This window comes from Cryptosporangium phraense, assembly GCF_006912135.1.
Classification (GTDB): domain Bacteria; phylum Actinomycetota; class Actinomycetes; order Mycobacteriales; family Cryptosporangiaceae; genus Cryptosporangium; species Cryptosporangium phraense.
Genome location: NZ_VIRS01000019.1, coordinates 26,397 through 43,713, shown reverse-complemented (window position 1 = coordinate 43,713; position 17,317 = coordinate 26,397). Strand labels below are relative to the sequence as shown.

Below are 17,317 nucleotides of genomic sequence, written 5' to 3'. Positions count from 1 at the left end.
GGATGTCACATCGATCCCACCGATTGGATAGGGAATCCGATTCACCGTGGAGTCGGGGTGTTCGTCGTCCGGGTGTCGTCTTCTTCCTCGTCGTCGCCGCCCTGTTGGTCGCGATCACGCTCACGGTCACGGTCTCGGGACCGCTCGCGGTCGCGGTCGCGCCGCTGCTGATCGGGATCGACCGGACCGCCACCGACGCTCGGGTCGCTCTTCAGCGTCGGCGGGGACCCGTCGGCGCCGTACTTGCGCAGCGTGGAGGGGCCGACGAAGTTCTTCGGCGGCACCGTGCTCAGCGCGGTCTGCATCGTCTTGATGAACACCGACGCCGGCACCCGGTAGTTCGGCACCGGACGTTTGGACGGGTTGTCGGGGTCGGAGAAGAACACCGCGGCGGCGAGGTTCGGGGTGAAGCCGACGAACCAGGCCGCCTTGTTCTCGTCGGTGGTGCCGGACTTCCCGGCGATCGGCCGGACGAACGCCCCGCCGACCCGGGCCGCGGTCACGCCGTTGTTCCGGGCGCAGCCGCCGGCCGCGCTGTCGCCCACCGGGCAGCGGGCGGCGTCGGCCACCGCGTCGGCGATGTCGGGCGCGAGCACCTGCTTGCAGGTCGGGTTGCCGAACGCGATCTGACGTCCGTTGCGGTCGGCCAGCGAGAGCAGCGGGGTCGGGTCGCAGCGCTTGCCCCGGGCCGCGATCGTCGCGTAGGCGGTCGCCATGTCGAGCGGGGTGACCAGCGCCGTTCCCAGCGTGAACGAGCCCCAGGCGTTCGGGTTGGACTGCACCGCGGTGCGCTGGTCGTAGTCGGCGCTGGAGCGGAACGTCACGCCGAGCCGCTCGGCCATGTTGACCGCGTTCTTCACCCCGACGCGTTCCTCCAGCTGGACGAAGTACGTGTTCACGGACTCGCCGAAGCCGGACCACATCGTGTGGGTGCCGGCCATCCGGGCGGCCGCGTTCTTCGGGCACCAGTAGTCGCCGTCGCAGGCCACCGGGCCGGTGGCGTTCCGGAACTGGGTCTTGATCCGCGACGGCGAGTAGATCTTCGTGCCGAGCGGATAGCCCTTCTCCAGCGCCGCGGCCAGCGTGAACAGCTTGAACGTCGAACCGGCCTGGTAGCCGGGGGAGACGTTGGTGCCGGTGAGCAGCGGGTTGACGGTGTTCGGGGCCGACTTGCCGCCCGGGTTCTTCTTCAGGCTGTACGTGCGGTTGATCGCCATCGCGGTGACCCGCCCGGTGCCGGGCTGCTCGACGACGACGCCGGTGGCGAAGTTGCTCGACCGGCTGACCTGCTCGTCGACCGCCTTCTGGGCGGCCCGCTGGGTGGCCGGGTCGAGCGAGGTGACGATCTTGTACCCGCCGGTCTTCAGGTTCTGCTCGCGCTCGGTGCGGTTGCGCCCGAACGCGGGGTTCGACTTCCACCAGTCCAGGAACCAGTCGCAGTAGAAACCGTAGAGCGGGTTCCCGTTGACGCACGAGCCCTGGGGCTTCTTCGGGTGCAGCACGAGGTCGGTCGCGATGGCCTCGTTGGCCTCGGTGCGGGTGATGTAGCCGAGGTCGGCCATCCGGGTCAGCACGTAGTTCCGGCGCGTCTTCGCCGCCTCCGCGTCGCCGCTGATCGGGTCGTACGACGTGGGGCTGCGGACCATGCCGGCCAGCATCGCGGCCTCGGGGAGCGTCAGCTGCTCGGGCGTCTTGGAGAAGTACCGCTGGGCGGCCGAGCCGATGCCGTAGCCGCCGTTGCCGTAGAACGCGATGTTCAGGTACCGCTCGATGATCTGCTGCTTGGTGAGCTGCTTCTCCAGCGCGATCGCGTACCGGGCCTCGCGGACCTTCCGGCCGACCGTGTCCTCGGTGGCGATCTTCCGTTCGGTGGCGGTGTTCGCCGCGTACGACAGCACGTTCCGGACGTACTGCTGGGTCAGCGTCGAGGCACCCTGCTGGATGTCACCGGCCTGCTGGTTGCGGACGAACGCCCGGATGATGCCGGGCGCGTCGATGCCGTTGTGCTTGTAGAACCGGGCGTCCTCGGCCGCGACGATCGCGTCCTGCATCTTCTGCGGGATCTCGGAGATCGACACCGGCGTGCGGTTCTCGGCGTAGAACGACGTGATCGGCGAGCCGTCCGAGGCCACCAGGTACGACGTCTGCGGTAGCGGCGGGGTGGCCAGGTCGCTGGGCAGGTTCTCGAACTCGTCCGAGGCCGACTTCGCGGTGAGCCCGGTGACCGCGACGACCGGGAAGGCGGCGGCCGCGACCACGATCCCGGTCAGGAGTCCACATAGGGCAATCGCGAAAAGTTTGACTCGCCGGTCTTTGCCCCGCTTCCCCATGCCTCAAGGCTAGTTTCAGCAATGGGAACAAGGAAGACAAAACTCCGTAACAGCACGATCCGCGTTGTGCCGACGGACCCAGCGAATGGTAGAGCCTACGGTCAATGGATCTGCTCAATGTCTACCTGCTCGGCGGGTCGGCGGTGCTGCTCGCCGCCGTCATCGCGGTCCGAGTCGCGTCCCGGGCGGGCATCCCCGGTCTGCTGGCGTTCCTCCTGGTGGGTCTGGCGCTGGGCGAGGCCGGCCTCGGCATCCGGTTCGACGACGCCGAGCTGACCCAGCTCGTCGGCTTCGCCGCGCTCGCGATCATCCTGGCCGAGGGTGGTCTGACCACCCGCTGGCACGACATCCGTCCGGTGGCCTGGCTCTCGGTCGTGCTCTCGACCGTCGGCGTGCTGGTCAGTGTCGCGGTGGTGGCGGTCTGCGCGCACTTCGCGCTCGGTCTGGACTGGCGGATGGCGGTGCTGATCGGTGCGGTGGTGTCCTCCACCGACGCCGCCGCGGTGTTCTCCGTGCTCCGCCGGCTGCCGCTCCGGCGTCGGCTGAGCGCCACGCTGGAGGCCGAGTCCGGCTTCAACGACCCGCCGACGGTCATCCTGGTGACGGTCGTCGCGTCGGACGCCTGGGAGTCGGCGTCGGTCTGGGAGGTCGGCGGGCTCGTCGTCTACGAGCTCATCGCCGGCGCGCTGATCGGGCTGGTCATCGGGTTCGCCGGGCAGTGGCTGCTCAACCGGGTCGCGCTGCCGGCGTCCGGGCTCTATCCGGTGAGCGCGATCGCGATCCCGCTGCTGGCGTTCGGGACGGCCGGGTTCCTGCACGCCAGCGGTTTCCTGGCCGTCTACGTCGGCGGGCTGGTGCTGGGGAACGCGTCGCTGCCGCACCGGAACGCGACGCTCGGGTTCGCCGAGGGCGTCGCCTGGGTGGCCCAGATCGGGCTGTTCGTGCTGCTCGGCCTGCTGGCCAGCCCCGGACGGCTGGACGACGCGCTGGTGCCGGCGCTGGTCGTCGGGCTCGCGCTGCTGCTGATCGGGCGTCCGCTCTCGGTGCTGCTCTCGGCGTCGCCGTTCCGGCTGCCGTGGCGGGAACAGGCGTTCCTGAGCTGGGCCGGGCTGCGCGGGGCGGTGCCGATCGTGCTCGCGACGATCCCGGCGGTGGCGCCCCTGGCCGGGCGCGCCCGGTTGTTCGACGTCGTCTTCCTGCTCGTGCTGATCTTCACGCTGGTGCAGGCGCCGACGCTGCCGTTCCTGGCCCGCCGGCTGGGCGTCGCCGCCCCGGACGAGGCCCGGGACGTCGTCGTGGAGGCCGCGCCGCTGGACGAGCTCCGGGCCGACCTGCTGGCGGTGGCGATCCCGCCGCGGTCGCGGCTGGCCGGCGTCTGGGTGACCGACCTGCGCCTGCCGGACGGCGCGGTGGTGACGCTGCTGGTCCGCGACGGCCGGAGTTCGGTGCCGGACGAGCACACCCGGTTCCGGACCGGCGACCAGTTCCTGGTGGTGACGACCACCGCCGACCGCCGGGCCACCGAGCGACGCCTGCGGGCGGTGAGCCGGTCGGGCGCGCTCGCCCGCTGGTGGGGCGAGCACGGCGGTGACGTGCCAACCCCCCGTGATTGACCCGGACGCCGAGGGGAAACGTAACGAACGTGGATGACGACAACACCTCAGGTAAAGCGCTCGTCGAACGCTTGCTGGCCTACGCCATGGACGAGGTGGCCGGGGCGACCGGAGCCGGTGTCTCGTTCGTCCGGGACGGCACGATCACGGTGTTCGCGAGCACGGGTATCGCCGAGCAACTGGACCGGCTGCAGTGGGAGCTCGGGGAGGGCCCGGTGGTCCGGGCGCACCAGACCGAGCAGAGCGTGCTGAGCAAGGATCTGGGCTCGGACGAGGAGTTCCCGGCGCTGCGCCGGGCGCTGGGCGACACGTTCCTGCCCGGCGTCGTCGCGCCGGTCGGTGCGGTCGCGATGCCCGGCTCGTGGGACGAGGGCGGCCCGTCGCAGTTCTCGCTCTACCTCGACCGGGAGCCGACCGAGAAGACCGTCGCGGTGCTCGACCGGATCGAGCCGATGGTGTCGCACTCGCTGGCCACCGTGGTGTTCTGCCAGCGCGAGTCGATGCGCGCCGACCAGATGGCGAAGATGGTGCAGTACCGGCGGGTGATCGAGCAGTGCAAGGGGGCGGTGATGGCCACCGCCGGGCTGTCCGCGCCGCAGGCCTTCCAGGTGCTCGACAAGGCCAGCCAGCGGTACAACGTCCGGCTCCGGGAGCTGGCCGTGGCGCTGGCCGAACACGTCGGCAACGCCCCGGCCGAGCACCCGGACGACATCGGTCACGTGCTGAAGCCGACCGAGACGAGCCGGAAAGCCGCCCGCGACCTCTGGGCCGGAATCAAGCGCGCTAGAGCTTGAGGATCGCGACGGACTCGGGGGGCAGGGTGCCGGTCCACTCCGGGCCGAAGAGGGTGGCGGTCACGTCCCGGTGGATCGGCACGGACCGGGGCTCGGAGGAGAGGTTGGCCGCCACCGCGTGGTGGTCGCCCCGGTAGACGACGACCCAGCGGGCCTCCTCGTCGTACTCGACCGAGACCTTGTCGAGGCGCGGGTCGGTCAGGTCGGAGACCTCCCGGCGCAGGCGGATCAGCTCCCGGTACGTGTCGAGCAGGCCCTTGTGGGGTGGCTCGGACAGCTCCGCCCAGGACAGCTTCGACCGCTGGAACGTCTCCGGATCCTGGGGGTTCGGGACGTCGTCGCCCCAGCCGTGTTCGGCGAACTCGGCCTTGCGACCCTTTTCGACGGCCTGCGCCAGCTCCGGCTCCGGGTGGCTGGTGAAGAACTGCCAGGGGGTGCTCGCGCCCCACTCTTCGCCCATGAACAGCATCGGCGTGAACGGCGACGTCAGCATCAGCGCGGCGCCGATCGTCAGCAGGCCGGGGGAGAGCGTGGCCGAGAGCCGGTCGCCGGTGGCCCGGTTGCCGATCTGGTCGTGGTTCTGCAGGCTCACGACGAACCGGTGGCCCGGCGTGTTGTGCCGGTCGACCGTGCGGCCGTGCACCCGACGCCGGAACGTCGAGTACGTGCCGGCGTGGAAGTACGCCCCGGTGAGTACCGTGGCCAGCGTCGAGAACGCGCCGAAGTCGCCGTAGTAGCCGGTGCGCTCGCCGGTGATCAGCGCGTGCAGGGCGTGGTGGACGTCGTCGTCCCAGGCCGCGGTGAGGCCGTAGCCGCCGGCCTCGAACGGGGCCATCAGCCGCGGGTCGTTCAGGTCGGACTCGGCGATCAGCGAGAGCGGCCGGTTCAGGTGCGTCGAGAGGACGTCGACCTCGCGGGCGGCCTCCTCGAGCAGGTGCGCGGCCCGGGTGTCGGCCAGCGCGTGCACGGCGTCCAGGCGCAGGGCGTCGACGTGGAAGTCGCGGAGCCAGCCGAGCATGTTGTCGAGGATGTACCGGCGGACCTCGTTGGACTGCGGCCCGTCGAGGTTGACCAGGTCGCCCCAGGTGTTGCTGCCCGCCTTGAGGTACGGACCGAACCGGGGCAGGTAGTTGCCCGACGGCCCGAGGTGGTTGTAGACGACGTCCAGGACGACGCCCAGCCCCCGGCCGTGGCACGCGTCGACGAACCGCTTGAGGCCGTCGGGGCCGCCGTACGGCTCGTGCACGGCGTACCAGGCGACGCCGTCGTAGCCCCAGTTGTACTCGCCGTTGAAGCCGTTCACCGGCAGCAGCTCGACCAGGTCGACGCCCAGCTCGACCAGGTGGTCGAGCCGCTCGATCGCCGCGTCGAACGTCCCGTCCGGCGTGAACGTGCCGACGTGCAGCTCGTAGACGACGCTGCCCGCGAGCCGGCGCCCGGTCCAGGCCTGGTCGCCCCACTCGTACGCCGACTGGTCGTACACCCGCGACAGCGAGTGGACGCCGTCCGGCAGCCAGGCCGCCCGCGGATCGGGCAGCGGCTGGGCGTCGTCGTCGAGCACGAAGCCGTAGTCGGTGCCGGGGCCGGCGTCCGGGAGCTCGGCCCGCCACCACCCGTCCGGGGAGCCCTGCATGTCGGTGTCCCGGCCCCCGGCCCGCAGCCGGACGCGGGACGGCGTGGGGGCCCACAGCGAGAAGCTCGTCACGACGTCGCCCTCCTCAGGAGAGCCACCGGATACCGCGAAAGGACGTCGACCAAACCGGCCGGGCCGTCGGCGCCGGTCGAGTACACGGAGCCGGTCAGCTCGTCCTGCCACTCCCCGTCGGGCAGCGCCAGCACGGTGTCGCCCCAGCCGCCCCGGCGCTCCAGCCCGACCGGCAGCCGGGTCGCGACCGTGATCGCTCCACCGCGGTCGAACGCGATCGCGTGGGCGGCGGCCGGTCCGGTCACGGCGACCGGCGCGTAGGACTCGAACAGCTCCGGCGAGTCCCGGCGCAGCCGCAGCGCCCGCGACGTGACGAGCAGCTTGGCCGCGCCCTCGGCGTCCACCGGGGGCAGCCAGCCGTCGTCCAGGCGGGCCAGCAGCTTGCGCCGGGCGTCGAAGTCGACCGGACGGCGGTTGTCCGGGTCGACCAGCGAGTTGTCCCACAGCTCGGTGCCCTGGTACGTGTCCGGGATGCCGGGCATCGTCAGCTGGACCAGCTTCTGGCCGAGCGCGTTGCTCCAGCCGTACGGGGTGATCCGCTCGGCGAACGCGGCCACCTCGGACGAGGCCAGCAACGTGTCGATGGCCGCGTTCAGGGCCGACTCGAACTCCTCGTTCGGGTGGTTCCACGAGGTGATCGTCCGGGCCTCCCGAGCCGACTTCTCGATCGCCGCCTTCAGGCGCTCGACGCTGATCGGGTAGGTGCCGGCGATCGTCTGGTAGAGCAGGTGAGCGATCGATCCGTCCGGTACCGGGGCCAGCTCCCGCCAGCGCCGGACGACGTCGGCCCACTCGTCGGGGATCTCGGCCAGGACCGCCATTCGGGCCCGCACGTCTTCCGACCGCTTCGTGTCGTGCGTCGAGAGCGTCGTCATGCCCCGGGGCCAGGACGCGTGCCGGACGGCGGCGGCGTCGTGGAAGTCCGACACCGGTGCACCGAACCGCTGCGGGTCACCACCCACCTCGTTGAGCGCGACGAACCGGGTCCACCGGTAGAACGCGGTGTCTTCGGCGCCCTTGGCCATCACCGCGCCGGAGGTCTGCTGGAACCGGATCGCGAGCTGGTCGTCGGGGTCGGCGAGCCGCGGGGCCAGCGCATCGAGCGCCGGGCCCAGGTCGGGCCGCCTCTCGCGGGCGGTCGCCAGCGCCTCCTCGAGGTGGTGCACCCCGAACGGCAGGTACGACCGGTAGACCGGGAACGCGGCCAGCACCTCGGCCAGCGCCGCCTCCACTTCGGGAGCGTTCTCCCCGGTCACCAGCCGGGCCAGCCGGCGCAGCTCGGCCCGCAGCATTCCGGTGGCGACGTCCTTCTTGGACGCGTACAGCAGCCCCGGATAGTCGGTGGCGACGCCGGTCAGCTCGGTGTCGAGCGCGGTGAACGCGTCCTCGGCGGCCGGGTCGACGAACAGCGCGCCGACCTCGCCGAGCGCGTCGTAGCCGGTCAGCCCGTCGATCGGCCAGTCCGGGAGCTCCTCGCCGGGCTCGGCGATCTTCTCGACGACCAGCCAGGCGTCGGGCGCGCCCATGTGCAGGCGCTGGAGGTACTCGCCCGGGTCGCGCAGGCCGTCCGGGTGGTCGACGCGCAGCCCGTCCAGGCCGCCCTCGGCGTACCAGCGGAGGATCTCGCCGTGGGTCGCGTTGAAGACCGTCGGGTCCTCGACGCGCAGCCCGGCCAGGTCGGCGATCGCGAAGAACCGCCGGTAGGTGATCTCGGAGTCGCCCCGGCGCCAGTCGACCAGCTGGTAGTGCTGCCGGTCGTGCACCTCCTGCGGGGTGCCCTCACCGGTTCCGGGCGCGATCGGGTACCGGTGGTCGTAGTAGCGCAGCTCGCCGTCCTCGACGGTCAGCGCCGAGACGTCGTCGTCGGACCCGAGTACCGGGATGAGGATGCGGCCCCGGCCCCAGTCGACGTCGAACCACCGGGCGTACTCCGAGGAAGCCCCCAGCTTCAGCACGTCCCACCAGGCCGGGTTCGCGTGCGGCACCGCGACCCCGACGTGGTTGGGCACGATGTCGACGACCAGGCCGAGACCGTGCTTCCGCAGCGTCGTCGTCAGCTCGGCGAACGCGGATGGGCCGCCGAGCTCGGTGTTCACGTGCGAGGGGTCCACCACGTCGTACCCGTGCTGCGAGCCCGGCGAGGACTGCAGCAGCGGCGCCGAGTAGAGCTGGGTCGCGCCCAGGTCGCGCAGGTACTCGGCCAGCCCGGCCGCCGCGTGCAGGTCGAACGCCGGCTGCACCTGCACCCGGTAGGTGCCGCGAACCGCGTTCACGAGATCACCCGCTGCAGCACGAGCAGCGACCGCGACTCGACCGCGATCGTTCCACCGGCCTCGGCCACTCGATCGTCTCCGTCGTCCGGGGCGGAGGTGTCGATCGCCACCCGCCATTTCGTCGCGTACTCACTGGGCGGCATCGTGAAGTCGATCGGCTCCCAGTGCGCGTTGAAGCACAGCACGAACGAGTCGTCGGTGATCTGGTCGCCCTGGGGGCCCAGCTCGCGGATCCCGTCGCCGTTGAGGAACAGCATGATCGCGCGGCCGAAGTCGCTCTCCCAGTCGTCCTCGGTCATCTCCTGGCTGTCCGGCGTGAACCACTCGATGTCGTTGAGCGGCGTCCCGGCTCCGCGGCGGACCGGGCGTCCGTCGAAGAAGCGGCGCCGCCGGAACACCGGGTGCTCGGCCCGGAAGGCCGCCAGCTGCCGGACGAAGTGCGTCAGCCCCTCGTCGGCGTCCTTCCAGTCGACCCAGGAGATCTCGCTGTCCTGGCAGTAGGCGTTGTTGTTGCCCTGCTGGCTGCGGCCCAGCTCGTCGCCGTGCCCGATCATCGGGACGCCCTGGGAGAGCAGCATCGTCGCCAGGAAGTTCCGCCTCTGGCGGGCCCGCAGCTCGAGGATCGCCTTGTCGTCGGTCGGGCCCTCGGCGCCGCAGTTCCAGGACCGGTTGTGGCTCTCGCCGTCCTTGTTGTCCTCGCCGTTGGCCGTGTTGTGCTTCTCGTTGTACGAGACCAGGTCGTTCAGCGTGAACCCGTCGTGGCAGGTCACGAAGTTGATGCTGGCCACCGGGCGGCGCCCGTCGTGCTGGTACAGGTCGGCCGACCCGGAGATGCGGGACGCGAACTCGCCCAGCGTGCCCGGCTCGCCACGCCAGAAGTCCCGGACCGTGTCCCGGTACCGGCCGTTCCACTCGGTCCACAGCGGCGGGAAGTTGCCGACCTGGTAGCCACCGGGCCCGACGTCCCACGGCTCGGCGATCAGCTTCACCTGGCTGACGATCGGGTCCTGCTGGATGACCTCGAAGAAGGTCGAGAGCCGGTCGACGTCGTAGAACTCGCGGGCCAGCGTCGCCGCGAGGTCGAACCGGAACCCGTCGACGTGCATCTCGGTGACCCAGTACCGCAGCGAGTCCATGATCAGCTGCAGCGAGTGCGGCTGGCGGACGTTCAGGCTGTTGCCGGTGCCGGTGTAGTCCATGTAGTACTCGGGCTGGTCGTCGACCAGCCGGTAGTACGTGCGGTTGTCGATACCGCGGAAGCTCAGCGTCGGCCCGAGGTGGTTGCCCTCGGCGGTGTGGTTGTAGACGACGTCGAGGATGACCTCGATGTCGGCGTTGTGCAGCGCCTTGACCATGGCCCGGAACTCCTGGACCTGCTGGCCGCGGGTGCCGGTGCCGCTGTAACCGGAGTACGGGGCGAGGAAACCGATCGTGTTGTAGCCCCAGTAGTTACGCAGCCCCTTCTCCACCAGGTAGTGGTCGTGGACGAAGTGGTGCACGGGCATGAGCTCGAGCGCGGTGACCCCGAGCTTCTTCAGGTGCTCGATGACCGACGGGTGCCCGATGCCCGCATAGGTGCCCCGCAGCGCCTTCGGCACGCCCGGGTGCTGCATGGTCAGTCCGCGGACGTGGGTCTCGTAGATGACCGTGTCGTGGTACTGGTGGCGCGGCGAGCGGTCGTCGGCCCAGTCGAAGTACGGGTTCGCGACGACGCATTTGGGCAGGTGGCGGGCGGAGTCGGAGTCCGAGCGCTCGTTCGGCGAGTCGAAGTTGTAGCCGAACAGCGAGTTGTCCCAGTCGACGTCGCCGTCGATCGCCTTCGCGTACGGGTCGAGCAGCAGCTTGTTCGGGTTGCAGCGGACGCCGGACTGCGGGTCGTGCGGCCCGTGGACCCGGAACCCGTACCGCTGGCCGGGCTGGATACCGGCCAGGTACCCGTGCCAGACGAATCCGTCCACCTCGGGGAGGGCGTATCTCTCCTCCGCGCCGCTGTCGTCGAACAGGCAGACTTCGACTTTCGACGCGGCTTCGGAGAACAGCGCGAAGTTCGTGCCGACGCCGTCGTAGGTCGCACCCAGTGGGTAACTGGTGCCGGCCCACACCTGCATCGTGCCTCCTCGTGAACAAGTGTCTGGATCGAGATCTGCCCCATCGAGGCCCGGTGCAATCCTCCGCCCTCCGGGGGTCGGCGCGCAGACCGGGGGCCGTGAGTGAGTAGGTTCTCGCTTTCGTTACGGGGTAGCTCTCCGGCCGTGAGTTCTCTGGTCATCGTCCTGGTCCTGCTCCTCGGGGTCGTCCTCGTCAGTCCGCTCGCCGACCGGTTCGGCGTTCCGGCCCCGGTGGCGCTGACCCTCGTCGGCGCGGTGCTGGCCCTGTTGCCGCATGCCCCGCGGGAGCTGATCGACCCCGATCTGGTCCTTCCACTGTTCCTTCCGCCGCTGTTGTTCGCGGCCGCTCAGCGCAGCTCTCGCCGGGACTTCACCCGGAATTGGAAGGCGCTGCTCGCGCTGGCGGTCGGCCTGGTCCTGGTGACGACCGCGGTGGTCGCGGTGGTCGCCCGCTGGGTCGACCCGAGCCTGCCGCTGTGGGCGGCGATCGCGCTGGGGGCGATCGTCTCGCCGCCCGACCCGGTCGCGGCCACGTCGCTGGCCGGGCGGCTCGGGCTGCCGAAGCGGCTGGTCTCGGTGCTGGAGGGCGAGGGTCTGATCAACGACGCGGTCGCGTTGGTCGTCTACACGATGGCCGTGTCGGCCGCACTGACCGGCTCGCTCTCGGTACCTGACGGCGCCGGCACGCTGGCGGTATCGGTGCTGGTCGCGCCCTTGGTCGGGCTGCTCGTCGGATGGCTGGGGCGGACGATGATCAGCCACCTGTCCGATCCTCGGGCCGAGGTCGGGCTGTCGCTGCTGCTGCCCTACGGCGCCTACCTGGCGATGGAGGAGCTGGGCGGTTCAGGGGTGCTCGCGGTGGTCGTCGCCGGGCTGATGCTGGGCGAGCGGGGCAGCGACGCGTACACCGGCGCCGGGTTCCTGGCCGGCAACACGGTCTGGCGGGTCCTCGACTGGCTGATCGGCGGGTTCGCGTTCGGTCTGGTCGGGTTCGAGCTGGTCAAGGTCGTGGCCGACCCGGGCGTGCCGACCTACGGCGCCGGGGTGGCGCTGGCCGTGTGCCTGGCCGCGGTCGCCACCCGGGCGCTGTTCGTGCTGCCGCTCGGGTGGGTGGCCGGCCGCCGGATGCGGAAATCCGTCGACCAGGGGCACGGGTGGCGCGAGTCGGTGGTGGTGTCCTGGGCCGGGATGCGCGGGGTGGTGACGCTCGCCACTGCGCTGGCCCTCCCGGACGACTTCCCCGGGCGTCCGGTGGTGCTGTTCGCAGCGATCGCGGTCGTCGTCGTGACGCTGGTCGGCCAGGGTCTGTCGCTGCCCTGGCTGGTGCGGGCGCTCGGCGTCCGGTCGTCGGACGAGGAACAGGACGACATCGGCCGCGCCCGCGCGCTGGCCGCCGGTGCGGCCCTGGCCCGTCTCGACGAGCTCCACGCCGACGGCCGGGTGGACGACGAGGTGGCCGGCGCCGTCCGGAAGCGGTACGCGCGCTCGGTGCCGGATCTCCGCGAGGACCTGCCCGACGAGGTCCAGCAGCGGATCTTCGACGTCACGAAGGTGTCGAAGCACCTGCGCGAGGCCGAGCAGGCGGCGGTGCTCAACCTGCGCAGCGAGGGAGAGGTGAGCGCCGAGGCCGCCGACCGGGTCCTCCGAGACATCGCCGCCCGATCCCTCCGCGACTCCTACCGCCACTCCTGACCTGCGACTGAAGCGCACTTCGGGCGCGACCGTTCGGGCCCGATCTCCCGGTTGTCAGCAGGTTCGCAGCCGAGGGAGATCAGATGACGTCCGACCAGCTCTTCGCCACCGCCGCCGTCTCCGACGCGCAGGTCGTCCGCGACCGTCGTCGCCGGGGGCAGCACGTCGAGCTGATCGGCACGATCAGCGCGGTCGACGTCAACGAGGGCACGGCGACGATCGTCGACGTCCAGGACGGCCGCCGGGTCCACGCCGAGCTGGTCGTGCAGCTCACCGACGGCGCCACGATCACGGTCGACGGTCGTCGCCGGGTCCTGTCCGCGCTGCCGATCGGCCAGAAGCTCCTCGTGGCCGGCCTGCTCGACGGCACCCTGCTCCTCTCCGGCGAGGTGCACGCGCTCACAATCGCCGGCTGAGGCCGTTTGCCCCCCGGATCGCTCGGGCACCTCGTCGGTGCACCCGAGCCGAACCGAGGAGACGAACGACCATGCCGACAGCGTCCGGTGCCCCAGTGGTGGTTGTGACCGGCGCCAGCGCAGGCGTGGGCCGCGCTGCCGCCCTCGCGTTCGCGAAGCGCGGGGCCGCGCTCGGGCTGATCGCCCGCGGTCACGCCGGCCTCACCGCCGCCCGTGCCCAGGCCCTGGAGAACGGCGCGGCCGACGCGCTCGTCATCCCCACCGACGTCTCCGACGCGGACGCCGTGGAGGCGGCCGCCGCCCGGGTCGAAGCCGAGCTCGGGCCGATCGACGTCTGGGTGAACAACGCGATGGCCAGCGTGTTCGCCTACACCTGGGACGTCACCGCGGCCGAGTTCAAGCGGGTCACCGAGGTCACGTACCTGGGCTTCGTGAACGGCACGCTGGCCGCGCTCAAGCGGATGCGCACGCGCGACTCCGGCACGATCGTGCAGGTCGGGTCGTCGCTGGCCTACCGGTCGATCCCGCTGCAGGCGCCGTACTGCGCGTCCAAGCACGCGGTCGCGGGCTTCACCGACTCCCTCCGGGTGGAGCTCCGCGCGACCGGCAGCAACGTGCGGATCAGCCAGGTGAACCTGCCCGCGATGAACACGCCGCAGTTCGGCTGGGTCCGGACCCGGCTGCCCCGGCACCCCCAGCCGGTGCCGCCGATCTACCAGCCCGAGGTGGGCGCCGAGGCGATCGTCCGGGCGTCCGAGACCGGCCAGCGGATGCTGGACGTCGGCCTGATCACGGTCGCCACCCGGTGGGGCGACAAGTTCATCCCGCGGCTGCTCGACCACTACCTCGCCCGTAAGGGCGTCGACAGCCAGCAGACGTCGGAGCGGATCGACGCCGGGGCCTGGAAGGACAACCTGGCCAAGCCGCTCGACGACACCCAGGACCGGGGGGCCCACGGCATCTTCGACGACCAGGCCAAGTCGCACAGCTGGCAGGCCTGGGCGGCCTCGCGGAAGCCGGCCGTGCTGGCCGTCGGCGGCGCGGTGCTCGCGCTGGCCACCGCCTCCACCGTCTTCGGCCGGGCGCGCCGATGAGCGCACCGACCGAGACGGTCGACGCGGTCGTCGTCGGCGCCGGGCACAACGGGCTCGTCGCGGCGAACCTGCTCGCCGACCGGGGCTGGCACGTGCTCGTACTGGAGGCGGCCGACCAGCCGGGCGGAGCGGTCCGCAGCGACGAGATCAGCCCCGGCTACACGGCCGACCTGTGCAGCGCGTTCTACCCGCTGGGCGGGGCGTCGCCGGTGCTGGCCGGGCTCGAGCTCGAGCGGCACGGGCTGCGCTGGCTGAACGCGCCGCGGGTGCTGGCCCACGTCCTCCCGGACGACCGGGCCGCGGTGCTCTCCCGCGACCTGGACGAGACCGCGGCCTCGGTCGAGCAGTTCGCCCCCGGCGACGGCGACGCCTGGCGGGCCGAGGCCGAGCGGTTCCGCGGTGTCTCCGACCAGCTGATCAACGCGCTGTTCCAGCCGTTCCCGCCGGTCCGGGCGGCGGCCGGGCTGCTCGGCTCGCTCGGGGTCGCGGACGCGCTGCGGTTCGCGCGGTTCGCCGTGCAGCCGGTCAAGCAGTACGTCAGCGAGACGTTCTCCGGGGAGGGCGCGAAGATCCTGCTGGCCGGGAACGCGCTCCACACCGACCTGCAGCCGGAGAGCGCCGCGTCGTCGGTGTTCGGCTGGCTGCTGGCGATGCTGGGCCAGTTCCACGGCTTCCCGGTGCCCGAGGGCGGCGCCGGCGCGCTGACCGGCGCGCTGGTCTCCCGGCTGGAGGCGGCGGGCGGGATGCTGCGCTGTTCCGAGCCGGTCGAGCGGGTGCTGGTCGCGCGCGGCCACGCCGGTGGGGTCCGGACGGCGTCCGGCGCGCTGATCCAGGCCCGCAAGGCCGTGATCGCCGACGTCGCCGCGCCCTACCTCTACCGGGAGCTGGTGGGGGAGAAGCACCTACCCCCGCGGATGGTCGACGACCTGAACCGGTTCGCCTGGGACAACGCGATCATCAAGATCGACTGGGCGCTGTCCGACCGGGTGCCGTGGACGGCCGAGGAAGCCCGGCGGGCCGGCACCGTGCACCTCGGCGTCGACCTCGACGGGCTCACCCAGTACGGCGCCGACCTGGCCCGTCGCCGCATCCCCGAGCACCCGTTCGTGCTGGCCGGCCAGATGGCGGTAGCGGATCCGTCCCGGGCACCGGGGAACGGCGAGTCGCTCTGGGCCTACACGCACGTCCCGCACGGGCACGACTGGAAGCCCGGCGAGACCGAGCGGCACGCCGACAAGGTCCAGGCGCTGTTCGAGAAGCACGCCCCGGGCTTCGCCGACCGGATCGTCGCCCGCCGGGTGCTGAGCACGCACGCGGTCACCCACGGGAACCCGTCGCTGCCCGAGGGGGTGGCCAACCTCGGCACCGCGGCCATCCACCAGCAGCTGTTCTTCCGGCCGGTGCCGGGGCTCGGCCGGGCCGACACCCCGATCGACCGGCTGTACCTGGCCAGCGCGTCCGCGCACCCGGGCGGGGGCGTGCACGGCGGGCCGGGCAGCAACGCGGCCCACTCGGCGCTCAAGCGCAACGCGCTCGGCGGCTCCACCTACGCCGCTCTGATCCGCGCGCTGAACGAGCAGGTGTACCGCTAGCGGTGCTCGGCGCCGCCGGCGGCGTAGCGGTCGTCGTTCACGGCCCGGTCGGCCAGCCGCCGGAGCGACTCCCGGTTGCGCGCGTTGAGCAGCGGGGCGATCAGCGGCTCGGGCACGAACTTGCCCGGCCCGTCGACGAACTCCTCGGACATGACGGCCATCGTCCCCTCGCCGTCCGGCTCCAGCTCGACCCGGACGATGCCGCCGAACAGCGGCCAGACCTTCACCTTCAGCACCAGCAGCCGGTCCGGCTCGACCTCCAGCACCTCGGAGGTGTCCTCGACCATCGCCGGCCACCCGCCGACGCTGTGGTGGATCCGGGTCCCCACCGCCGGGAAGCCGTCGTCGACGTTCCGGATGTGGCTGGCGCCGACCACCCAGCTGGCGTAGGCCCAGCCGTCGGTGAGGACGGCGAACACGCGGTCCGGGGGCGCTGGGATCGACAGGCGAACGGTCTGCATGGCCCTGCGTTACCCAGGAAGCAGAACCGCGAACGCGTGTCCGGGCACCGAACCGTTCTCCAGGGTTCCGGCGCCGGCCGAGTACCCACCCGGCACCGGCAGCGGGTCGTCGCCGACGTTCAGCGCGACCAGCAGGTGCTGCCCGTCCGGCCCGGTGACGCGGTAGACGAGCGACTCGTTGGCGACGTGCTCGGCGGAGAGGCCCCCATGCGTCAGCCAGGGGTGGCGTCGGCGGAGGCCGAACAGCTCCTGGTGCAGCCGGTAGACCGGCCACCCGTACGGGGCCAGGTCGTCGGGCGAGTCGGGGAACGCCGGCCGGACCGCGTCGTCGCCGCCCGGCCGGTCTTCCTTCCGCCCGCGGAACGCCTGCTCGTCGCCCGCGTAGACGCTGGGCACGCCGGGCACGGTCGCCAGCACCGCGATCGCGTGCCCGAGGTGCCGGTCGTCACCGACCTGGTCGGCCAGCCGGGTCACGTCGTGGTTGCCGAGGAACGTCTGGGGGACGAACGCGGCCGCGAACTCGGCGTGCCGCTTGAGCGCCCACGACAGCTCGAACAGGTTGCGGTCGGCCAGCGAGCTCCAGATCGCCTTCCAGAGCTCGTACTGGGTGACCGAGTCGATGCCGCTGGCGGCCACGTAACCGGCGTAGTCGCCGTGGATCATCTCGCCCAGGAACCAGGCGTCGGGGAACTCCTCCCGCACCGGCCCGACGGTCTTCCGCCAGAACTCCGGGGCCACCGCGTAGGCCGCGTCGAGCCGCCACCCGGCGACGCCCGCCCGCAGCCAGTGGCGCATCACGTCGGCGACGTAGGCCGCGACCGCCGGGTTGTCGTGGTTCAGCTCACGCAGGATGTCGTGGCCCTCGAACGTGCCGCCGGTGAACCAGCCCGGGTGCTCGCGCACCAGCGGGTGGTCCCGTCCGACGTGGTTGAAGACGCCGTCGAGCAGCACCCGCACCCCGCGGGCGGACGCGGCCTCGATCAGCGACCGCAGGTCGTCGGACGTGCCCAGGCGCGGGTCGATCGTGAAGTGGTCGACGGTGTCGTAGCCGTGTGTCGACGACCGGAAGACCGGGCCGAGCAGCAGACCGTTGCACCCCAGCTCGACCAGGTAGTCGAGCCAGCCCTCGAGGCGGGGGAGCCGGTGCCGCACCGCCGGGGTGGCCTCCTTCTCGGCGCCGAGGAAGCCCAGGGGATACACGTGCCACCAGATCACGTGCTCGGTCCAGCCGCTCACGAG

The 17,317-nt window shown here is 71.7% G+C and carries 12 protein-coding genes; 6 read left to right on the top strand and 6 right to left on the bottom strand.

Annotation, left to right across the window (positions count from 1 at the left end; genetic code table 11):
• Window positions 1-41: 41 nt before the first annotated feature.
• Window positions 42-2,330: a transglycosylase domain-containing protein gene (locus FL583_RS25090; RefSeq protein ID WP_142707276.1), complete on the bottom strand. Its 2,289-nt coding sequence runs from the start codon at window positions 2,328-2,330 to the stop codon at window positions 42-44.
• Window positions 2,331-2,434: 104 nt separating this feature from the next.
• Between FL583_RS25090 and FL583_RS25085 the strand changes: the two genes are divergently transcribed.
• Together FL583_RS25085 and FL583_RS25080 are read left to right on the top strand one after the other, a co-directional pair.
• Window positions 2,435-3,943 (top strand): potassium/proton antiporter, encoded by a 1,509-nt coding sequence (locus tag FL583_RS25085; protein ID WP_142707275.1) that lies wholly within the window; start codon window positions 2,435-2,437, stop codon window positions 3,941-3,943.
• A gap of 29 nt (window positions 3,944-3,972) precedes the next feature.
• Complete coding sequence (locus FL583_RS25080) at window positions 3,973-4,737, top strand: ANTAR domain-containing protein (RefSeq protein ID WP_142707274.1); 765 nt, start codon at window positions 3,973-3,975, stop codon at window positions 4,735-4,737.
• Here FL583_RS25080 and treZ read toward each other — a convergent pair.
• From treZ to glgX, 3 genes are read right to left on the bottom strand one after another with little or no spacing between them, the layout of a single operon-like run.
• Complete coding sequence (gene treZ, locus FL583_RS25075) at window positions 4,727-6,442, bottom strand: malto-oligosyltrehalose trehalohydrolase (RefSeq protein WP_142707273.1); 1,716 nt, start codon at window positions 6,440-6,442, stop codon at window positions 4,727-4,729. The genes FL583_RS25080 and treZ overlap by 11 nt on opposite strands.
• Window positions 6,439-8,715, bottom strand: a complete 2,277-nt coding sequence (treY, locus tag FL583_RS25070; protein ID WP_170323853.1) for a malto-oligosyltrehalose synthase — start codon at window positions 8,713-8,715, stop codon at window positions 6,439-6,441. Before treY ends, treZ begins: the two co-directional genes overlap by 4 nt.
• Window positions 8,712-10,823, bottom strand: coding sequence for a glycogen debranching protein GlgX (gene glgX / locus FL583_RS25065; RefSeq protein WP_142707271.1), 2,112 nt, complete (start codon window positions 10,821-10,823; stop codon window positions 8,712-8,714). The genes treY and glgX overlap by 4 nt, the downstream gene beginning before the upstream one ends.
• Window positions 10,824-10,967: 144 nt before the next feature.
• Here glgX and FL583_RS25060 point away from each other — a divergent pair, with 144 nt between their 5' ends.
• The 4 genes from FL583_RS25060 to FL583_RS25045 all read left to right on the top strand — a co-directional run bounded on the left by FL583_RS25060 (window position 10,968) and on the right by FL583_RS25045 (window position 15,617).
• Window positions 10,968-12,515, top strand: a complete 1,548-nt coding sequence (locus FL583_RS25060) for a Na+/H+ antiporter (protein WP_170323857.1) — start codon at window positions 10,968-10,970, stop codon at window positions 12,513-12,515.
• An 83-nt stretch (window positions 12,516-12,598) separates the two neighbouring features.
• On the top strand, window positions 12,599-12,931 hold the full coding sequence (locus FL583_RS25055; protein ID WP_142707269.1) for a hypothetical protein: 333 nt from the start codon (window positions 12,599-12,601) through the stop codon (window positions 12,929-12,931).
• A 95-nt stretch (window positions 12,932-13,026) separates the two neighbouring features.
• Entirely contained in the window at window positions 13,027-14,025 is a 999-nt protein-coding gene (locus FL583_RS25050) for an SDR family oxidoreductase (protein WP_205752434.1), read from the top strand.
• On the top strand, window positions 14,022-15,617 hold the full coding sequence (locus tag FL583_RS25045; protein WP_142707267.1) for a phytoene desaturase family protein: 1,596 nt from the start codon (window positions 14,022-14,024) through the stop codon (window positions 15,615-15,617). The genes FL583_RS25050 and FL583_RS25045 overlap by 4 nt, the downstream gene beginning before the upstream one ends.
• Here FL583_RS25045 and FL583_RS25040 read toward each other — a convergent pair.
• Together FL583_RS25040 and FL583_RS25035 are read right to left on the bottom strand one after the other, a co-directional pair.
• Complete coding sequence (locus tag FL583_RS25040; protein ID WP_142707266.1) at window positions 15,614-16,078, bottom strand: SRPBCC family protein; 465 nt, start codon at window positions 16,076-16,078, stop codon at window positions 15,614-15,616. The genes FL583_RS25045 and FL583_RS25040 overlap by 4 nt on opposite strands.
• A gap of 9 nt (window positions 16,079-16,087) precedes the next feature.
• Window positions 16,088-17,314, bottom strand: coding sequence for an alpha-amylase family glycosyl hydrolase (locus FL583_RS25035; RefSeq protein WP_142707265.1), 1,227 nt, complete (start codon window positions 17,312-17,314; stop codon window positions 16,088-16,090).
• Window positions 17,315-17,317 lie beyond the last annotated feature (3 nt).

Excerpts from the sequence above, each read along its gene's own strand:
- FL583_RS25090 (WP_142707276.1), bottom strand. The coding sequence starts at position 2,330 with ATGGGGAAGCGGGGCAAAGACCGGCGAGTCAAACTTTTCGCGATTGCC.
- FL583_RS25085 (WP_142707275.1), top strand. The coding sequence starts at position 2,435 with ATGGATCTGCTCAATGTCTACCTGCTCGGCGGGTCGGCGGTGCTGCTC.
- glgX (WP_142707271.1), bottom strand. The coding sequence starts at position 10,823 with ATGCAGGTGTGGGCCGGCACCAGTTACCCACTGGGTGCGACCTACGAC.
- FL583_RS25055 (WP_142707269.1), top strand. The coding sequence starts at position 12,599 with ATGACGTCCGACCAGCTCTTCGCCACCGCCGCCGTCTCCGACGCGCAG.
- FL583_RS25045 (WP_142707267.1), top strand. The coding sequence starts at position 14,022 with ATGAGCGCACCGACCGAGACGGTCGACGCGGTCGTCGTCGGCGCCGGG.
- FL583_RS25040 (WP_142707266.1), bottom strand. The coding sequence starts at position 16,078 with ATGCAGACCGTTCGCCTGTCGATCCCAGCGCCCCCGGACCGCGTGTTC.